Source organism: Enterobacter sp. JH25 (assembly GCF_021725435.1).
Classification (GTDB): Bacteria; Pseudomonadota; Gammaproteobacteria; order Enterobacterales; family Enterobacteriaceae; genus Enterobacter; species Enterobacter intestinihominis.
The window spans coordinates 2,903,354-2,919,737 of sequence record NZ_CP091319.1 but is presented as its reverse complement, the minus strand read 5'-3'; the positions used below and the strand labels follow the sequence as shown (position 1 = coordinate 2,919,737).

The following is a 16,384-nucleotide window of genomic DNA, read 5'->3' as shown; positions in this document are numbered from 1 at the left end:
TGAGGTGATTTATGTTTCTTAGCGTCATTACTGTCGCCTTTCGTAACCACGAAGGGGTGGTAAAAACCTGGCGCTCGCTGCGCAACCTGGCGCGCGATCCGAGCCTCACCTTTGAGTGGATCGTGGTCGATGGCGGCTCGAACGACGGCACGGCGGAGTTCCTGGAAAAACTTAACGGTGAGTTCAACTTACGTTACATCAGCGAGAAAGATAAAGGCATTTACGATGCCATGAATAAAGGCATCAACATGGCGCAGGGGCGCTACGCCATCTTCCTCAATTCCGGCGACGTGTTCCATGAAGATGTGGCGCTGTTTGCACGCCAGCTGGCGCGCCAGAAAGAAGATGCCATGTTTATCGGTGATGCGCTGCTTGATTTCGGCGAGGGGAAAAAAGTCCTGCGCGGCGCGAAACCAGGCTGGTATATCTACCACAGCTTGCCGGCAAGCCATCAGGCTATTTTCTTTCCGATGAGCGGCCTGAAAAAGCAGCCTTACGATTTGCGTTATAAAGTGTCATCAGATTATGCCCTGGCCGCCAGCCTGTACAAATCTGGCTACCCGTTCCGTCGAATTAAAGGACTGGTATCCGAATTTTCAATGGGCGGCGTGTCAACCTCGAATAATCTGGAATTGTGCCAGGATGCCAAAAACGTGCAGCGTAAAATATTACGCGTGCCGGGGTTCTGGGCGGAATTATCTTATTTCTTACGTCTGAAAACGACGGGTAAAGCGAAAGCCTTATATAACAAAGCCTGAGATATAAGGAAACGTAATGCAGGAATTAAATGGATTCTCCGTGCCGAAAGGTTTTCGGGGCGGGAGCGGTATTAAAGTTCAACTGTGGTGGGCTGTACAGGCAACGTTATTTGCCTTGTCGCCGCAAATACTGTACCGCTGGCGCGCATTTTTACTGCGTCTGTTTGGCGCAAAAATAGGAAAAAACGTAGTCATTCGTCCTTCGGTGAAAATTACTTATCCCTGGAAATTAACGCTTGGGGATTACGCCTGGGTTGGGGATGACGCGGTGTTATATACCCTTGGCGAGATTACGATTGGCGCAAATTCGGTGGTTTCACAGAAGTGTTATTTGTGCGCCGGCAGCCACGATTTTATGAGCCCGCATTTTGATATTACCGCTTCGCCTGTTGTGATCGGTGAAAAATGCTGGCTGGCAACAGACGTCTTTGTTGCACCCGGTGTTTCTGTTGGCGATGGCACGGTAGTCGGTGCCCGCAGCAGCGTTTTTAAATCGCTACCGGCAAATAAAATTTGCCGTGGCAACCCCGCAGTGGTGATACGCGAACGCGTTGAAACTGATTAAATTCATAAGTAGAGGAATATAAACATGTCTAAAGTCGCTCTCATCACCGGCGTTACCGGGCAGGATGGTTCTTACCTGGCAGAGTTACTGCTGGAAAAAGGGTATGAAGTACACGGTATTAAACGTCGTGCCTCTTCATTTAACACCGAACGTGTCGATCATATTTATCAGGATCCTCACGCGGCGAACCCGAAATTCCACCTGCACTACGGCGACCTGACCGATACCTCCAACCTGACCCGCATCCTGCAGGAAGTACAGCCGGATGAAGTCTACAACCTGGGCGCGATGAGCCACGTTGCGGTCTCCTTCGAATCCCCGGAATACACCGCTGACGTGGACGCCATGGGTACCCTGCGTCTGCTGGAAGCGATTCGCTTCCTGGGTCTTGAGAAGAAAACCCGTTTCTATCAGGCATCTACCTCTGAGCTGTATGGTCTGGTGCAGGAAATTCCGCAGAAAGAGACTACGCCGTTCTACCCACGTTCTCCGTACGCGGTAGCGAAACTGTACGCTTACTGGATCACTGTGAACTACCGTGAATCCTACGGCATGTACGCCTGTAACGGCATTCTGTTCAACCACGAATCCCCACGTCGTGGCGAAACCTTCGTGACCCGTAAAATCACCCGCGCTATCGCCAACATCGCTCAGGGCCTGGAGTCTTGCCTGCACCTCGGCAACATGGACTCCCTGCGTGACTGGGGCCATGCGAAAGACTACGTGAAAATGCAGTGGATGATGCTGCAGCAGGAACAGCCAGAAGACTTCGTGATCGCGACCGGCGTGCAGTACTCCGTACGTCAGTTCGTTGAGATGGCTGCGGCACAGCTGGGCATCAAGCTGCGCTTCGAAGGCACCGGCGTGGAAGAGAAGGGTATCGTTGTTTCCGTGACCGGCCACGACGCACCGGGCGTGAAGCCAGGCGACGTGATTGTTCAGGTGGATCCGCGTTACTTCCGTCCTGCTGAAGTGGAAACCCTGCTGGGCGACCCAACCAAAGCGCACGAGAAGCTGGGCTGGAAACCAGAAACCACCCTGCAAGAAATGGTATCCGAGATGGTGGCCAAAGATCTTGAAGCAGCGAAAAAACACTCCCTGCTCAAGTCCCATGGCTACGAGGTTGCCATCGCGCTGGAGTCCTGAGAATGACAAAACAACGTATTTTTGTCGCCGGTCATCGCGGAATGGTGGGTTCCGCGATTGTCCGCCAGCTTGAACAGCGCGGCGACGTTGAGGTGATTGTTCGCACCCGCGACGAGCTGAACTTGCTTGACAGCAAAGCGGTGCAGGACTTCTTCGCCAGCGAACGTATCGACCAGGTGTATCTGGCGGCGGCGAAGGTGGGCGGCATTGTCGCTAACAACACCTACCCGGCGGATTTCATCTACGAGAACATGATGATTGAGAGCAACATCATTCACGCGGCGCATCTGCACAACGTGAACAAGCTGCTGTTCCTCGGTTCATCCTGTATCTACCCAAAAATGGCGAAACAGCCGATCGCCGAGAGCGAACTGTTGCAGGGCACGCTGGAAGCCACCAACGAGCCGTACGCGATTGCCAAAATTGCCGGGATCAAGCTGTGTGAATCGTACAACCGTCAGTATAACCGCGACTATCGCTCGGTGATGCCGACCAACCTCTACGGACCGCACGACAACTTCCACCCGAGCAATTCGCACGTGATCCCGGCGCTGCTGCGTCGTTTCCACGAGGCGACTGCCGAAAACGCCCCGGACGTGGTGGTGTGGGGCAGCGGCACGCCAATGCGCGAGTTCCTGCACGTGGACGATATGGCGGCAGCCAGCATTCACGTCATGGAGCTGGATCGCGAGGTGTGGCAGGAAAACACCGAGCCGATGCTGTCGCACATTAACGTCGGGACCGGCGTGGACTGCACCATTCGCGAGCTGGCGCAGACCATCGCGCAGGTGGTGGGCTACAAAGGACGCGTGGTGTTTGATGCCACCAAACCGGACGGCACGCCGCGCAAGCTGCTGGACGTGACCCGTCTGCATCAGCTTGGCTGGTATCACGAGGTCTCACTGGAGCAGGGGCTGGCCAGCACCTACCAGTGGTTCCTGGAAAACCAGCACCGCTTCCGGGGGTAATGATGTTTTTAAGTCAGGAAGATTTTGCCACGGTGGTGCGTTCCACTCCGCTCATCTCAATTGATTTGATCGTGGAGAACGAACGCGGCGAGTTCTTGCTGGGGAAACGAACCAATCGTCCTGCACAGGGCTTCTGGTTCGTGCCCGGCGGGCGCGTGCAGAAGGATGAGACGCTAAGCGATGCGTTTGAGCGTCTCACTCTGGCGGAACTGGGCCTGCAACTGCCGATGGCAGCGGGCCAGTTTTACGGGGTCTGGCAGCACTTCTATGACGATAACTTTTCGGGCACCGGGTTCACCACGCACTACGTCGTGCTGGGGTTCCGCCTGAAGGTGAGTGAGGCAGACCTGCGTCTGCCTGATTCTCAGCATGACGATTACCGCTGGTTAACGCCAGAGGCGCTGCTGGCAAGCGACAACGTCCATGACAACAGTCGGGCGTACTTCCTTGCGGAACGTCAGGCCGAGGTGCCAGGCCTATGAAAATCCTCGTCTACGGAATTAACTACTCGCCGGAGCTTACCGGTATCGGGAAATACACCGGCGAGATGGTCGAGTGGATGGCGAGCCAGGGACATGACGTGCGGGTGATTACCGCCCCGCCGTATTACCCGGAGTGGAAGGTAGGCGAACGCTATTCCAGCTGGCGCTACCGCCGCGAAGAGGGGGCTGCGACCGTCTGGCGCTGCCCGCTCTACGTGCCGAAACAGCCCTCGACGCTGAAACGTTTAATTCATCTGGGCAGCTTTGCCCTGAGCAGTTTTTTCCCGCTGATGGCGCAACGTCGCTGGAAGCCGGATCGCATCATCGGCGTGGTGCCGACCCTGTTCTGCACGCCAGGCATGCGCCTGTTGGGCAAACTCTCCGGCGCGCGCACCCTGCTGCACATTCAGGATTATGAAGTGGACGCCATGCTCGGGCTGGGGATGGCCGGGAAAGGCAAGGGCGGCAAGGTGGCGAAGCTCGCCAGCGCCTTTGAGCGCAGCGGCCTGCACAACGTGGATTACGTCTCGACCATCTCGCGCTCGATGATGAACAAGGCGCAGGAGAAGGGTGTCCCGGCGGAGAAGGTGATCTTCTTTCCGAACTGGTCCGAAGTGGCGCGTTTCCGCGATGTGACAGACCAGGATGCGCAGGCGTTACGCGCGCAGCTCGGTTTGCCTGAAGATCAAAAAATCATTCTTTACTCAGGCAACATCGGCGAAAAACAGGGGCTGGAGAGCGTGATTGACGCCGCGCTTCAGCTGAGCGAACACCCGTGGATGTTCGTGATAGTCGGGCAGGGCGGCGGTAAAGCGCGGCTGGAAAAAATGGCCAGCGAGCGCGGACTGACCAACATCCGCTTCTTCCCGCTTCAGTCTTATGACGCGCTGCCCGCGCTGCTGAAAATGGCGGATTGCCATCTGGTGGTGCAAAAACGCGGCGCGGCGGATGCGGTGCTGCCGTCCAAGCTGACCAACATTCTGGCAGTGGGCGGAAATGCGGTGATTACGGCAGAAGCCGCAACAGAATTAGGCCAGCTGTGCAACAGCTACCCGGGCATTGCCGTTTGCGTAGAGCCAGAATCGGTTCCTGCGCTGGTGACCGGAATTGAGCAGGCACTCGCCATGCCAAAAGAGAACACGGTGGCACGTGAATATGCCGAACGCACGCTCGAGAAAGAGAACGTGCTGAGCCAATTTATTGCAGATATACGGGGATAAATCATGAGTCAAACCACTTTGTATCCGGTCGTAATGGCGGGTGGATCCGGGAGCCGGTTGTGGCCACTGTCCCGCGTGCTTTATCCAAAACAATTTCTGTGCCTGAAGGGCGACCTCACCATGCTGCAAACGACGGTTAACCGTCTGCACGGCGTGGAGTGTGAAAGCCCGGTGGTGATCTGTAACGAGCAGCACCGCTTTATCGTTGCCGAGCAACTGCGCCAGCTGAATAAACTGACCGAAAATATCATTCTGGAGCCTGCCGGACGCAACACCGCGCCTGCTATTGCTCTTGCGGCGCTGGCGGCAAAACGCAGCAGCCCGGACTGCGACCCGCTGATGCTGGTGCTGGCGGCTGACCACGTTATTCAGCAGGAAGACGCCTTCCGCGACGCGGTTCGCGCGGCGATTCCTTACGCTGAGAACGGCAAGCTGGTGACCTTCGGCATCGTGCCGGATCTCCCGGAAACCGGCTATGGCTACATTCGCCGCGGCAGCGTTACGCCTGGTGAAGGCGACAGCGTGGCCTTTGACGTGGCGCAGTTTGTCGAAAAACCGAATCTGGAAACCGCCCAGGCCTACGTGGCCAGCGGTGAATACTACTGGAACAGCGGTATGTTCCTGTTCCGCGCCGGTCGCTACCTGGAAGAGCTGGAAAAATATCGCCCGGATATCTTAAATGCCTGCGAAAAAGCGATGGCGGTGGTGGATCCGGATCTCGATTTTATCCGCGTGGACGAAGAAGCCTTCCTCGCCTGTCCGGAAGAGTCCATTGACTATGCGGTGATGGAACGTACGGCAGATGCGGTAGTGGTGCCGATGGATGCGGGCTGGAGCGACGTTGGCTCCTGGTCGTCACTGTGGGAGATTAGCGCGCATACCCCGGAGGGTAACGTCCATCACGGTGATGTGATCAGCCACAAAACGGAAAACAGCTACGTCTACGCCGAATCTGGCCTTGTCACCACGGTAGGGGTGAAAGATCTGGTGGTCGTGCAGACCAAAGACGCGGTGCTGATTGCCGACCGTAATGCCGTGCAGGACGTTAAAAAAGTGGTGGAGCAGATCAAGGCCGATGGCCGCCACGAACACCATATTCACCGTGAAGTCTACCGCCCGTGGGGCAAATATGACTCCATCGACGCTGGCGAGCGCTATCAGGTGAAACGCATCACCGTGAAGCCGGGTGAAGGGCTGTCGGTGCAGATGCACCATCACCGCGCCGAACACTGGGTAGTGGTGGCGGGAACCGCCAAAGTGACCATCAACGGTGAAGTGAAGCTGCTCGGTGAAAACGAGTCCATTTATATTCCGCTGGGTGCCACGCACTGCCTGGAAAACCCGGGGAAAATTCCACTCGACTTAATTGAGGTGCGTTCCGGTTCGTATCTGGAAGAGGACGATATCGTGCGCTTCCAGGACCGCTACGGGCGGGTGTAGCGCCGTCTTAACGCCGGATGGCGCTTCGCTTATCCGGCCTACGAATGAATAAAAAACAATTAAGCCTGTTAACGGGCGGGCCAACTGTTGCCTGAAAAAGGGGTCATCATGGAAAAATTAACCTGTTTTAAAGCCTACGATATTCGCGGCAAGCTGGGCGAAGAGCTGAACGAAGATATTGCGTGGCGCATCGGCCGCGCGTACGGCGAATACCTGAAACCACAAACTATCGTGCTGGGCGGCGACGTGCGTCTCACCAGCGAATCCCTGAAACTGGCGCTGGCGAAAGGGCTACAGGACGCGGGCGTCGACGTGCTGGACATTGGCCTTTCCGGTACCGAAGAGATCTATTTTGCCACCTTCCACCTGGGCGTGGACGGCGGTATCGAAGTGACGGCCAGCCATAACCCGATGGACTACAACGGCATGAAGCTGGTGCGCAAGGGCGCGCGTCCTATCAGCGGCGACACCGGTCTGCGCGACGTGCAGCGTCTGGCCGAGGCCAACGACTTCCCGCCGGTGAACGAAGCGAAGCGCGGCAGCTATAAGCAGATCAACCTGCAAAAAGAGTACATCGACCACCTGCTGGGCTACATCAACGTGGCGAACCTCAAACCGCTGAAGCTGGTGATTAACTCCGGCAACGGCGCGGCAGGCCCGGTTGTCGATGCACTTGAAGCCCGCTTTAAGGCGCTGAACGTGCCGGTGACCTTCGTCAAAGTGCACAACACGCCTGACGGCAACTTCCCGAACGGTATTCCTAACCCGCTGCTGCCGGAGTGCCGCGACGACACCCGCAACGCGGTGATTGAGCACGGCGCCGATATGGGTATCGCCTTTGACGGCGATTTCGACCGCTGCTTCCTGTTCGACGAGAAAGGGCAGTTTATCGAAGGCTATTACATTGTCGGCCTGCTGGCGGAAGCGTTCCTTGAGAAAAACCCGGGGGCGAAGATCATTCATGATCCGCGCCTCTCCTGGAACACCGTCGACGTGGTGAAGGCCGCGGGCGGCGAGCCGGTGATGTCTAAAACCGGCCACGCGTTTATCAAAGAGCGTATGCGCGAGGAAGACGCCATCTACGGCGGCGAGATGAGCGCCCACCACTATTTCCGTGATTTTGCCTACTGCGACAGCGGGATGATCCCGTGGCTGCTGGTAACCGAGCTGCTGTGCCTGAAAGGACAGAGCCTGGGCGAACTGGTGCGCGACCGCATGGCGGCGTTCCCGGCGAGCGGGGAGATCAACAGCAAACTGGCACAGCCAGCCGAGGCCATCGCCCGCGTCGAACAGCACTTTGCCATTCATGCGCTGGAGATTGACCGTACCGACGGTATCAGCATGGCGTTCCCGCAGTGGCGCTTCAACCTGCGCTCCTCCAACACCGAGCCGGTGGTGCGCCTGAACGTGGAGTCCCGCGCCGATACCGCGCTGATGGAAGCCCGAACGAAGGACATTCTGGCGCTGTTGAATCAGTAAAAAGAAAACCTTACCCCTCACCCTAACCCTCTCCCCTTTGGGGAGAGGGCCGGGGTGAGGGGCGAGGGGAAAGGTTTAGAACTAAAGGAACAACGATGACAAATCTAAAAAAGCGCGAGCGAGCGAGAACGAATGCATCGTTAATCTCTATGGTGCAGCGTTTTTCTGATATCACCATCATGGTCGGCGGACTGTGGGCGGTGTGTTGGGTCAGCGGGCAGCCGTTCTTATACATGCACTTGCTGATGGCGTTGATTGCGCTGGTGGTGTTTCAGATGATCGGCGGCATGACCGATTTCTATCGTTCATGGCGTGGCGTCAAAATGACCACCGAACTGATGCTGCTGCTCCAGAACTGGACCTTAAGCCTGATTTTCAGCGCAGGCCTGGTGGCGTTCAGCCATGATTTTGATAATCGGCTTGTGACCTATCTCTGCTGGTATCTGTTAACCAGCGTTGGCATGGTGGTCTGCCGCTCGCTGATCCGCTTTGGCGCGGGCTGGCTGCGCAACCGTGGGTATAACCGTCGCTTTGTTGCCGTGGCGGGCGACCTGCCGGTGGGACAGGTGTTGCTCGACAGCTTCCGCAAAGAGCCGTGGTTAGGTTTTGAAGTGGTCGGGGTTTATCACGACGCGAAGCCCGGCGGCGTACCATCTGACTGGGCGGGCAGCTACGAACAGCTGTTAGAAGACGCGAAAGCCGGCAAAATTCACAACGTCTACATCGCCATGCAGATGAAAGATGAATCCCGCATCAAGACACTGATGCGCGAGCTGGCCGATACAACCTGCTCGGTGATCCTCATCCCGGACGTCTTCACCTTCAACATTCTTCACTCCCGTATTGAAGAGGTCAACGGGGTACCGGTTGTTCCGCTGTACGACACGCCGCTGTCGGGGATTAACCGCGTGCTGAAGCGCGTGGAGGATATCGTACTTTCGTCCCTGATCCTGCTGCTCATCTCCCCGGTGCTGTGCTGCATTGCGCTGGCGGTGAAGCTCAGCTCTCCGGGGCCGATCATCTTCCGTCAGACCCGCTACGGCATGGACGGTAAGCCGATCATGGTGTGGAAATTCCGCTCCATGAAGGTGATGGAGAACGACAAGGTGGTGACCCAGGCGACGCAGAACGATCCGCGCGTCACCCGCGTGGGTAACTTCCTGCGCCGTACCTCGCTCGATGAGCTGCCGCAGTTCATCAACGTGTTCACCGGCGGGATGTCCATCGTCGGTCCTCGTCCTCACGCCGTGGCCCATAACGAGCAGTACCGTACCCTGATTGAAGGCTACATGCTGCGCCATAAGGTGAAGCCAGGCATCACCGGCTGGGCGCAGATCAACGGCTGGCGCGGCGAGACCGACACGCTGGAAAAAATGGAAAAACGCATCGAGTTCGATCTGGAGTACATCCGCGAGTGGAGCCTCTGGTTCGATATCAAGATTGTTTTTCTGACCATTTTCAAAGGCTTCGTGAACAAAGCGGCGTACTAAGATGAGCTTACGAGAAAAAACCATCAGCGGCGCAAAATGGTCAGCCATGGCCACCATCGTCATCATTGGCCTCGGCCTGGTGCAGATGACGGTGCTGGCGCGCATTATCGATAACCACCAGTTTGGTCTGCTGACCGTCTCGCTGGTGATTATCGCCCTGGCCGATACGCTGTCGGACTTTGGTATCGCCAACTCCATTATCCAGCGCAAAGAGATCAGCCATCTTGAGTTGACCACCCTCTACTGGCTGAACGTCGGGCTGGGTATCTTCGTCTTTGTGCTGGTGTTCCTGCTGAGCGATGTGATTGCCGGCGTGCTGCATAACCCGGACCTGGCGCCGCTGATGCGCACCCTGTCGTTTGCTTTCGTGGTGATCCCGCACGGGCAGCAGTTCCGTGCGCTGATGCAGAAAGAGCTGGAGTTCAACAAAATCGGCATGATTGAAACCAGCGCCGTGCTGGCGGGCTTTACCTTCACCGTGGTCAGCGCCCATTTCTGGCCGCTGGCGATGACCGCCATCCTCGGCTACCTGGTTAACTCTGCCGTGCGCACGCTGCTGTTCGGCTTCTTTGGCCGTAAGATTTATCGCCCGGGGCTGCATTTTTCGCTGGCGTCTGTTTCATCCAACCTGCGCTTCGGCGCGTGGCTGACGGCAGACAGCATTATCAACTACGTAAATACTAACCTCTCCACGCTGGTGCTGGCGCGCATTCTGGGCGCGAGCGTCGCGGGTGGCTACAACCTGGCGTATAACGTAGCGGTTGTCCCGCCGATGAAGCTCAACCCTATTATTACCCGCGTGCTGTTCCCGGCGTTCGCCAAAATTCAGGACGATACCGAGAAGCTGCGCGTGAACTTTTACAAGCTGCTCTCCGTGGTGGGGATCATCAACTTCCCGGTCCTGCTGGGGCTGATGGTGGTCGCCAGCAATTTCGTACCGCTGGTGTTTGGCGAGAAGTGGAACAGCATCATCCCAATCCTGCAACTGCTGTGCGTCGTGGGGCTGCTGCGCTCGGTGGGGAACCCGATTGGTTCTCTGCTGATGGCGAAGGCGCGCGTGGATATCAGCTTCAAGTTCAACGTGTTTAAAACCTTCCTGTTTATTCCGGCAATTATTGTGGGCGGGCACATGGCGGGTGCCATTGGCGTGACGCTCGGCTTCCTGCTGGTGCAGATCGTCAATACCGTGCTGAGCTACTTCGTGATGATCAAACCGGTGCTGGGCTCCAGCTACCGTCAGTACATTCTCAGCCTGTGGCTGCCGTTTTATCTCTCCTTACCGACTCTGGCGGTGAGCTACGGCCTTGGCGTGGTGCTCAACGGGCATCTGCCGCTGGCGGCGCTGCTTGCGGTGCAGGTCGCGGCAGGCGCGCTGGCATTCGGCGTGATGATTGTGCTGTCACGCAATGCGCTGGTGGTTGAGATAAAGCGCCAGTTTTGCCGTAACGAAAAAATGAAAACGCTGCTTCGCGCAGGCTAATTTTACGAGGCCATTATGAAATTACTTATTCTTGGCAACCATACCTGCGGCAACCGTGGCGACAGCGCCATCCTGCGCGGTTTATTGGATGCAATTAACACCCTTAAGCCTGAGACAGAAGTGGATGTGATGAGCCGTTATCCGGTCAGCTCATCCTGGTTACTGAACCGCCCGGTGATGGGCGACCCGCTCTACAGCCAGATGAAACAGCACAACAACGCTGCGGGCGTGATGGGGCGCGTGAAGAAAGTGCTGCGTCGCCGCTACCAGCATCAGGTGCTGCTTTCTCGCGTAACCGACACCGGCAAGCTGCGCAACATTGCCATCGCGCAGGGCTTTACCGATTTCGTGCGTCTGCTGTCCGGCTATGACGCCATTATTCAGGTGGGCGGCTCGTTCTTCGTCGACCTGTACGGCGTGCCGCAGTTTGAGCATGCGCTCTGCACCTTTATGGCGAAAAAACCGCTGTTTATGATTGGCCACAGCGTCGGGCCGTTCCAGGATCCGCAGTTCAACCAGCTGGCGAACTATGTCTTCGGCCACTGTGACGCGCTGATCCTGCGCGAATCGGTCAGCCTCGACATGATGAAGCGTAGCGAAATCGACACCACCAAAGTGGAGCACGGCGTAGACACCGCCTGGCTGGTGGATCATCAGGATGACAGCTTCCAGGCCAGCTACGCGGTACAGCACTGGCTGGACGTGGCGGCAAAACAGAAAACCGTCGCCATTACCCTGCGTGAACTTGCGCCCTTCGATAAACGCCTCGGCACGACTCAGGCGGCGTATGAAAAAGCCTTTGCCGAGGTGGTGAACCGCGTGCTGGACAGCGGTTACCAGGTGCTGGCGCTTTCCACCTGTACCGGTATCGACAGCTACAACAAAGATGACCGCATGGTGGCGCTCAACCTGCGTAACCTGGTCAACGACCCATCCCGCTACCACGTGGTGATGGACGAGCTGAACGACCTGGAGATGGGCAAGCTGCTCTCCGCCTGCGACCTGACCGTGGGCACGCGTCTGCACTCGGCCATTATTTCGATGAACTTCGGCACGCCAGCCATCGCTATCAACTACGAGCACAAGTCCGCAGGCATTATGCAGCAGCTCGGTATGCCGGAAATGGCCGTCGATATTCGTCATCTGCTGGACGGATCGCTGGGTGCGATGGTGGGCGACACGCTCGGCCAGCTGCCTGCGATCAACGAACGTCTGGCGGTGGCGGTGAAAGCCGAACGCGAAAAAGGTATTGGCATGGTGAAATCCGTCCTCGACCGCGTCCGGGAGGGGAAATGAAGGTTGGTTTCTTCTTACTGAAATTTCCGCTGTCGTCTGAAACTTTTGTGCTGAACCAAATCACCGCGTTTATCGATATGGGGTATGACGTGGAGATTATCGCCCTGCAAAAGGGCGATACGCAAAACACCCATGCGGCGTATACCCAGTATGGGCTGGAGGCGAAAACCCGCTGGTTGCAGGACGAACCCGCCGGACGGATGAACAAACTGCGCCATCGCACTGGCCAGACGCTGCGCGGCCTGCATCGCGCCTCGACGTGGCGGGCGCTGAATATGTCGCGCTATGGGGCGGAGGCCCGCAACCTGATCTTATCCGCCATTTGCGGGCAAACGGCCCAGCCGTACCGGGCCGATGTCTTTATCGCTCACTTTGGCCCGGCTGGCGTCACGGCGGCAAAACTGCGTGAGCTGGGGGTGATTGACGGCAAAATCGCCACCATTTTCCACGGTATCGATATCTCCAGCCGTGAAGTGCTGAACCACTACACCCCGGAATATCAGCAGCTGTTTCGCCGTGGTGACATGATGCTGCCGATAAGCAACCTGTGGGCCGGACGCCTGAAAACCATGGGGTGCCCGAGCGAGAAAATCGCCGTTTCACGCATGGGCGTGGACATGGAACGCTTCACCCAGCGACCGGTCAAGGTGCCGGGCAAGCCGCTGCAAATTATCTCTGTTGCCCGCCTGACCGAAAAGAAAGGGCTGCACGTAGCCATCGAAGCCTGTCGCCAGCTGAAGGCGCGCGGCGTGGACTTCCACTACCGCATCCTGGGCATCGGGCCGTGGGAGCGTCGCCTGCGCACGCTGATTGAACAGTATCAGCTGGAAGATGTGGTGGAGATGCCGGGCTTCAAGCCGAGCCACGAAGTGAAAGCCATGCTCGACGAGGCGGATGTGTTCCTGCTGCCTTCCGTAACCGGCGCTGACGGCGATATGGAAGGCATTCCCGTGGCGCTGATGGAGGCGATGGCGGTCGGCATTCCGGTGGTCTCGACGTTACACAGCGGCATCCCGGAGCTGATCACCTCTGAGCATTCCGGCTGGCTGGTCCCTGAAAACAATGCGCTGGCGCTGGCGGACCGTCTGGCCGCGTTCAGTGATATCGATCAGCAGACGCTGATCCCTGTGCTGCAAAATGCGCGGCAAAAAGTTGAAGCAGAATTCAATCAGCAGGTGATTAATCGCCAGTTAGCGAGCCTGCTGCAAACGCTGTAACGCTGAGGTTGTATGCTGAATAAGATTACCCGACGCCGATTTGTCTCTTCTTTATCCGTCCTGGCTGCCATGCCGCTGCTGTCGCCCCGCGCTGCGCGGGCGGCAACCGGGAAGACGGTTTCTGTCGATCGCTACAACAATAACGACTGGATCGCCGCCTTCAGGCAGGCATTTGCCGAGGGCGATACCGTTGTTGTTCCCGCCGGGTTAACCTGTGAAAACATCAATACCGGCATTTTCATTCCTGATGGCAAAACCCTGCTGATCCGCGGTGCGCTGAAGGGCAACGGGCGCGGGCGGTTTGTGCTTCAGGAGGGCTGCAAGGTCATTGGGGAAGGAGAGGGGCGCACGCATAACATCACGCTGGACGTGCGTGGCTCCGACTGTGTCATTAAAGGGCTGGCGATGAGCGGCTTCGGCCCCGTCACCCAGATCTACATCGGCGGTAAAAAACGGCGAGTGATGCGCAACCTGCTCATCGATAACATCACCGTGACGCAGGCCAACTACGCGATCCTGCGTCAGGGATTCCACAATCAGGTGGACGGTGCGCGCATTACCAACAGTAAATTCAGCTACTTGCAGGGTGATGCGATTGAGTGGAACGTGGCGATTAACGACCGCAACATTCTGATCTCGGACCACGTGATCGATAACATCAACTGCACCAACGGCAAGATCAACTGGGGCATAGGCATCGGGCTGGCCGGCAGTACGTACGACAATGATTATCCGGAACAGCAGACCGTTAAAAACTTCGTGGTGGCAAATATCACCGGCAGCAACTGTCGGCAGCTGGTGCATGTCGAAAACGGTAAACACTTTGTGATCCGTAATATCAAGGCCAGCAATATTACCCCTGACTTCAGTAAAAAGGCCGGAATTGATAACGCGACGGTAGCTATTTATGGCTGTGATAATTTCGTTATTGATAATGTCGATATGGTCAACAGCGCCGGAATGCTAATTGGCTATGGCGTGATCAAGGGCGATTATCTGTCGATACCGCAGAACTTCAAACTTAACGATATTCGCCTGGATAACCGACAGCTTGCCTATAAGCTGCGCGGGATACAGATTTCCTCCGGCAATGCCACGTCGTTTGTTGCCATCACCAACGTGGAGATGCAGCGGGCAACGCTTGAGCTGCATAACAAACCCCAACACCTTTTCTTACGTAATATCAACGTGATGCAGGAGTCAACGACGGGACCGGCCCTGAAGATGAACTTCGATTTGCGTAAAGACGTGCGCGGGAAATTTATGGCTAAAAACGAGACGTTGCTGTCGCTTGCTAACATAAAAGCGGTTAGTGAAAAGGGGCAGAGCTCGGTGGATATTGATCGCGTTGATCAACACGTGGTGAATACGGAACGGTTGAATTTTGCGCTGCCGCACAGGTAATCATCCAGACTATTTTGCGACAATTCCTGGAACGAAATCGCGATCTATTCAGATTACAACTACTGTAATTTGTGGTGGGGTGACCTAGGATTACTTCATATTTACGGCAAAACATGCTGGCGAAAACAGGTTTAAAAGCTATAATTCGTCAACCATTTTAAGGTGGAAGAAATAATGATTAATTTGAAAGCAGTCATACCGGTAGCGGGTCTGGGCATGCATATGTTGCCAGCCACGAAGGCAATTCCCAAAGAGATGCTGCCGATCGTTGACAAGCCGATGATTCAGTACATCGTCGACGAGATTGTTGCTGCAGGGATCAAAGAAATCGTTCTGGTGACGCACTCTTCGAAGAATGCGGTAGAGAACCACTTCGACACCTCTTATGAACTCGAAGCGCTGCTCGAGCAGCGCGTTAAGCGTCAGCTTCTGGCGGAAGTTCAGTCTATCTGCCCTCCTGGCGTGACCATCATGAACGTGCGTCAGGCGCAGCCGCTGGGTCTGGGCCATTCAATTTTGTGCGCGCGTCCGGTCGTAGGCGATAACCCGTTTATCGTGGTACTGCCCGATATCATCATTGATACCGCTTCTGCCGATCCGCTGCGTTACAACCTGGCGGCAATGGTCGCTCGCTTCAACGAAACGGGTCGCAGCCAGGTGCTGGCGAAACGTATGAAGGGCGATCTCTCTGAGTACTCTGTTATTCAGACTAAAGAGCCGCTGGAGACGGAAGGGCAGGTGAGCCGTATCGTTGAGTTTATCGAAAAACCCGATCAGCCGCAGACCCTGGACTCCGACCTGATGGCAGTCGGCCGTTATGTGCTGAATGCCGATATCTGGGCTGAGCTGGAAAAAACCGAGCCGGGCGCCTGGGATCGTATCCAGCTGACCGATGCGATTGCTGAGCTGGCGAAGAAGCAGTCAGTTGATGCCATGCTGATGACCGGTGACAGCTATGACTGCGGTAAAAAAATGGGGTATATGCAGGCGTTTGTGAACTATGGCCTGCGTAACCTGAAGGAAGGGGCGAAGTTCAGAAGCCGGATTGAGAAGTTGCTGGCTAACGACTGATAGTCCTTCCGCAGCCTGAAAGACCTTATGCGCGGCAGCCATCATTTTGTTATGTTGTTACATAAACAAAATGATGGCTGCCGCTTTTTGTTATTAATTCCTGTGATAACAGAGAGTTACCTGCTTCAAATCTGGGCTGATTTGTAGCGATTTGTGCTTGTTTCTGACGCCATTTAGGACGACAATTAACGCCAGTTTTTGTCTGTAATCAGACCAGAAAATTCTTCTCTAAACTTCTCTCAGTGCACTGGTAGCTGTTAAGCCAGGGGCGGTAGCATACCTCGCATAAGTTAATGAATAAAGAACGAATGGCTCTGGATAGTAAAGTGATCGCGTTCCAGCACTCCTCGCGGGGTAAAAATAACAAA

The 16,384-nt window shown here is 56.2% G+C and carries 14 protein-coding genes; all 14 read left to right on the top strand.

Annotation, left to right across the window (positions count from 1 at the left end):
* Positions 1–11 precede the first annotated feature (11 nt).
* The 14 genes from wcaE to galF all read left to right on the top strand — a co-directional run bounded on the left by wcaE (position 12) and on the right by galF (position 16,016).
* The gene (gene wcaE / locus L2Y28_RS14035; protein ID WP_022648636.1) at positions 12–758 is read left to right on the top strand and encodes a colanic acid biosynthesis glycosyltransferase WcaE; all 747 of its coding nucleotides are present in this window, start codon (positions 12–14) and stop codon (positions 756–758) included.
* A 16-nt stretch (positions 759–774) separates the two neighbouring features.
* Positions 775–1,323 (top strand): colanic acid biosynthesis acetyltransferase WcaF, encoded by a 549-nt coding sequence (gene wcaF, locus L2Y28_RS14030; protein ID WP_022648635.1) that lies wholly within the window; start codon positions 775–777, stop codon positions 1,321–1,323.
* Positions 1,324–1,347: 24 nt separating this feature from the next.
* Positions 1,348–2,469 carry a GDP-mannose 4,6-dehydratase gene (gene gmd, locus L2Y28_RS14025; protein ID WP_003863514.1) on the top strand — a complete coding sequence of 374 codons (1,122 nt, stop codon included), beginning with the start codon at positions 1,348–1,350 and terminating at the stop codon, positions 2,467–2,469.
* 2 nt (positions 2,470–2,471) lie between these two features.
* Positions 2,472–3,437, top strand: coding sequence for a GDP-L-fucose synthase (locus L2Y28_RS14020; RefSeq protein ID WP_015572377.1), 966 nt, complete (start codon positions 2,472–2,474; stop codon positions 3,435–3,437).
* A 2-nt stretch (positions 3,438–3,439) separates the two neighbouring features.
* Positions 3,440–3,919, top strand: a complete 480-nt coding sequence (locus L2Y28_RS14015; protein ID WP_072201098.1) for a GDP-mannose mannosyl hydrolase — start codon at positions 3,440–3,442, stop codon at positions 3,917–3,919.
* Positions 3,916–5,139, top strand: coding sequence for a colanic acid biosynthesis fucosyltransferase WcaI (gene wcaI / locus L2Y28_RS14010; RefSeq protein WP_022648633.1), 1,224 nt, complete (start codon positions 3,916–3,918; stop codon positions 5,137–5,139). Before L2Y28_RS14015 ends, wcaI begins: the two co-directional genes overlap by 4 nt.
* A gap of 3 nt (positions 5,140–5,142) precedes the next feature.
* Positions 5,143–6,579, top strand: a complete 1,437-nt coding sequence (gene cpsB / locus L2Y28_RS14005) for a mannose-1-phosphate guanyltransferase (RefSeq protein WP_022648632.1) — start codon at positions 5,143–5,145, stop codon at positions 6,577–6,579.
* Between the two features lie 108 nt (positions 6,580–6,687).
* Positions 6,688–8,058, top strand: a complete 1,371-nt coding sequence (gene cpsG / locus L2Y28_RS14000; protein ID WP_022648631.1) for a colanic acid biosynthesis phosphomannomutase CpsG — start codon at positions 6,688–6,690, stop codon at positions 8,056–8,058.
* Between the two features lie 95 nt (positions 8,059–8,153).
* Complete coding sequence (gene wcaJ / locus L2Y28_RS13995) at positions 8,154–9,548, top strand: undecaprenyl-phosphate glucose phosphotransferase (RefSeq protein WP_022648630.1); 1,395 nt, start codon at positions 8,154–8,156, stop codon at positions 9,546–9,548.
* Position 9,549: 1 nt separating this feature from the next.
* A complete protein-coding gene (gene wzxC / locus L2Y28_RS13990) occupies positions 9,550–11,028 on the top strand; it encodes a colanic acid undecaprenyl disphosphate flippase WzxC (protein ID WP_022648629.1) in 1,479 nt (492 codons plus the stop codon).
* 15 nt (positions 11,029–11,043) lie between these two features.
* Entirely contained in the window at positions 11,044–12,324 is a 1,281-nt protein-coding gene (gene wcaK, locus L2Y28_RS13985; RefSeq protein WP_022648628.1) for a colanic acid biosynthesis pyruvyl transferase WcaK, read from the top strand.
* Positions 12,321–13,541, top strand: a complete 1,221-nt coding sequence (wcaL, locus tag L2Y28_RS13980; protein ID WP_022648627.1) for a colanic acid biosynthesis glycosyltransferase WcaL — start codon at positions 12,321–12,323, stop codon at positions 13,539–13,541. Before wcaK ends, wcaL begins: the two co-directional genes overlap by 4 nt.
* A gap of 12 nt (positions 13,542–13,553) precedes the next feature.
* Positions 13,554–14,945: a colanic acid biosynthesis protein WcaM gene (gene wcaM, locus L2Y28_RS13975; RefSeq protein ID WP_022648626.1), complete on the top strand. Its 1,392-nt coding sequence runs from the start codon at positions 13,554–13,556 to the stop codon at positions 14,943–14,945.
* A 174-nt stretch (positions 14,946–15,119) separates the two neighbouring features.
* Entirely contained in the window at positions 15,120–16,016 is an 897-nt protein-coding gene (galF, locus tag L2Y28_RS13970; RefSeq protein ID WP_017383282.1) for a GalU regulator GalF, read from the top strand.
* The last annotated feature ends 368 nt before the right edge of the window (positions 16,017–16,384 follow it).

Excerpts from the sequence above, each read along its gene's own strand:
- wcaE (WP_022648636.1), top strand. The coding sequence starts at position 12 with ATGTTTCTTAGCGTCATTACTGTCGCCTTTCGTAACCACGAAGGGGTG.
- wcaF (WP_022648635.1), top strand. The coding sequence starts at position 775 with ATGCAGGAATTAAATGGATTCTCCGTGCCGAAAGGTTTTCGGGGCGGG.
- gmd (WP_003863514.1), top strand. The coding sequence starts at position 1,348 with ATGTCTAAAGTCGCTCTCATCACCGGCGTTACCGGGCAGGATGGTTCT.
- L2Y28_RS14020 (WP_015572377.1), top strand. The coding sequence starts at position 2,472 with ATGACAAAACAACGTATTTTTGTCGCCGGTCATCGCGGAATGGTGGGT.
- L2Y28_RS14015 (WP_072201098.1), top strand. The coding sequence starts at position 3,440 with ATGTTTTTAAGTCAGGAAGATTTTGCCACGGTGGTGCGTTCCACTCCG.
- wcaI (WP_022648633.1), top strand. The coding sequence starts at position 3,916 with ATGAAAATCCTCGTCTACGGAATTAACTACTCGCCGGAGCTTACCGGT.
- cpsB (WP_022648632.1), top strand. The coding sequence starts at position 5,143 with ATGAGTCAAACCACTTTGTATCCGGTCGTAATGGCGGGTGGATCCGGG.
- cpsG (WP_022648631.1), top strand. The coding sequence starts at position 6,688 with ATGGAAAAATTAACCTGTTTTAAAGCCTACGATATTCGCGGCAAGCTG.
- wcaJ (WP_022648630.1), top strand. The coding sequence starts at position 8,154 with ATGACAAATCTAAAAAAGCGCGAGCGAGCGAGAACGAATGCATCGTTA.
- wzxC (WP_022648629.1), top strand. The coding sequence starts at position 9,550 with ATGAGCTTACGAGAAAAAACCATCAGCGGCGCAAAATGGTCAGCCATG.
- wcaK (WP_022648628.1), top strand. The coding sequence starts at position 11,044 with ATGAAATTACTTATTCTTGGCAACCATACCTGCGGCAACCGTGGCGAC.
- wcaL (WP_022648627.1), top strand. The coding sequence starts at position 12,321 with ATGAAGGTTGGTTTCTTCTTACTGAAATTTCCGCTGTCGTCTGAAACT.
- wcaM (WP_022648626.1), top strand. The coding sequence starts at position 13,554 with ATGCTGAATAAGATTACCCGACGCCGATTTGTCTCTTCTTTATCCGTC.
- galF (WP_017383282.1), top strand. The coding sequence starts at position 15,120 with ATGATTAATTTGAAAGCAGTCATACCGGTAGCGGGTCTGGGCATGCAT.